Origin of the sequence: Acinetobacter sp. SFB (genome assembly GCF_001647545.1) — a bacterium.
Taxonomy (GTDB): domain Bacteria; phylum Pseudomonadota; class Gammaproteobacteria; order Pseudomonadales; family Moraxellaceae; genus Acinetobacter.
In genome coordinates, this window is the sequence record NZ_LSZH01000016.1 from 203,320 (window position 1) to 205,739 (window position 2,420).

At 35.1% G+C, this 2,420-nt stretch carries 3 protein-coding genes; all 3 read left to right on the forward strand.

What is annotated here, in order from left to right; all coding sequences use genetic code 11:
* On the forward strand, positions 1-512 hold a 512-nt coding region (locus tag AY606_RS14170; protein WP_067870054.1), incomplete at its 5' end, for a LysE family transporter.
* 262 nt (positions 513-774) lie between these two features.
* Positions 775-1,530, forward strand: a complete 756-nt coding sequence (locus AY606_RS14175; RefSeq protein ID WP_067870056.1) for a hypothetical protein — start codon at positions 775-777, stop codon at positions 1,528-1,530.
* Between the two features lie 12 nt (positions 1,531-1,542).
* On the forward strand, positions 1,543-2,420 hold an 878-nt coding region (locus tag AY606_RS14180), incomplete at its 3' end, for a linear amide C-N hydrolase (RefSeq protein ID WP_067870058.1).

Sequence of the window (2,420 nt, forward strand, 5' to 3'; positions counted from 1 at the left end):
TTATGCTAATTGGCCTAATCACAGGTGATCTCATTTTTCTATTAACCTCTATTTTTTTACTGGCTTCTTTAACACAATTTATTCCAAATTTTTCTTTGTATTTAGTCCTGCTATCAAGCATGTATTTATTGTATTTAGCTTATAGTTTTTGGTCTTTCAATGGTGACCTCTTACAAACTCAAGCTAAGAATACGGTAAATGAAACTATCTTCTCTTATAGAGATGGACTATTTATAACGCTCAGTAATCCTAAAACCATTTCGTTTTACCTAGCAATTGTTTCTGCTATTTTTGGAGTATTTAGCCTGAAAGAGCAAACTTTTTCCTTAATCATAATCACAGTTTTAACTTTAGCTATTATTGGCGGTCTTTATGTATTCTTTTCTTTAGGACTAAAAAAGTGTTTACGTAATTTAAAAATACAAAGAGCTTTGCTTAAGGGGCTATCTCTTATGATGTTTATCTTAGCTCTAAGCATGATATATAGAGAGTTTATGCCCTATTTAACATAATGACGCTTACACGAAATGAGGACTATAGAATCCTCGTTTTTAAACTTCGTATAAGAGATTTTATATTAAATAGATGATCAGAAGATGGATGAACTGAATCGGTTGCATAACGTGTAACATGTAGTTTTTAATAAATCTAAAAAGACTAATGAGATAGTTATTGAAGTTTATTTTCAATAATTAGGCAGTATTAAAAATGAACAGATATGCCATGTCCTTATAATGGATCGTATGATAAAAGTTATAAAAATGAGGAGTTTTTATGACAATTAATAAATATTTATTTTTCTCAGTTGGAATTTTATTTAATCAAATCACTATTGCCGGAACTTTTACAGAAACATTTCAGGGAACTCCAAAGCTTAATATTAATTTATATGCATTTGCTGCAGATATAGATGGCTCAATTAATAAAGGTCGAATTAAATATGATGTAGACCAATCGTTCGAAGAAACTATTAAACACTTAGATCGTTCTTATATGGCACATGTAGATCTTCGTCAAGGAGCATGGGGAATATACACCGATTTACAAAACGTAGAAACTTCACAAGAAAAAAATGTAATGAATCTACCCATTGCATTAAGTACTCAGCTAAAGCAAAACAATTACGGTATTTATTATCAAGCATATATTTCTCCAGAACTCACGTCTGAAAAAGAGCCAAGATTGGTTATAGAGCCGACAATTGGGATACACCGAATAAAGGTTGAAGCGACACTTACTGTTCTCAATCAATATTTAGAAACTGATACCAAATGGAATGAATTTTTTTGGGGTTCACGCTTTAAATATAATACAAATACCCCTTGGAATTTAGCCTCAGAACTAACCTTTGGTGCTGAAAACACCCTATCAGCTCAAGCTTATTTGGGTTACCGCATTCCTATTTTTGACCGAGCGCTAAATCTAAGAGCGGGTTACCGTTATTTAGAGCAAGATTATAGATCAAATAATTTTCATTGGGACATCCGTCAGCATGGTCCTGTAATTGGCATTAATTTACCCATTTTCTAAGAGAATTAAATAATGAATAATGTACTCAAAAAAGTAATGCTCACCGCAGGGGTTTTAGTGGCTGCTGGGATAAGCATGGCATGTACTCGTGTAGTTTATTTAGGCAATAATGATGTCATGACAGCCCGTTCTATGGATTGGAAAAGTGATGTTGGGACAAACTTGTGGATTATACCTAATAATGTAAAACGAAGCGGTATGGCTGGTCCAAAATCCATTCAATGGACCTCTAAATACGGCAGTGTTATTGCAACAGGTTATGACATTGCAACCACTGATGGCGTCAATGAAAAAGGTTTAGCAGCCAATTTACTTTGGCTCGTCGAGTCTGAATATCCACAGCTTAAAAACAATAAAAAACCGCCATTAAGTATCTCGCTCTGGGCACAGTATGTTTTAGACAACTATGCAACGGTAGCAGAAGCTATTCGCGCTTTAGAAAAAGAGCCTTTTATTGTAATGACCGATCAGGTTCCAGGAGAGAAAAGATTAGCGACATTGCATCTCTCTATTTCTGATGCGACAGGTGACAGTGCCATTATTGAATACATTGATGGTAAACAAGTGATTCATCACAACCGTAAATATCAAGTAATGACGAATTCACCGACATTTGATCAGCAGCTGGCTCTAAATACCTATTGGAAACAAATTGGCGGTACAACGATGCTGCCTGGTACCAATCGTGCAGCTGACCGTTTTGCCCGCGCATCTTTTTATATTGATGCCATTCCTAAAGATGCAACACAGCAGTATTCTTTAGCCAGTGTATTTAGCGTGATTCGAAATGTTTCTGTGCCATTTGGCTTAAATACTGAAGAAGAGCCGAATATTTCCTCTACACGCTGGCGTACAGTCGTCGACCATAAACAAGGACTCTATTTCTTTGA

Bases quoted from the DNA above. Each gene is read 5' to 3' on its own strand.
- AY606_RS14175 (WP_067870056.1), top strand. From the start codon at position 775: ATGACAATTAATAAATATTTATTTTTCTCAGTTGGAATTTTATTTAAT.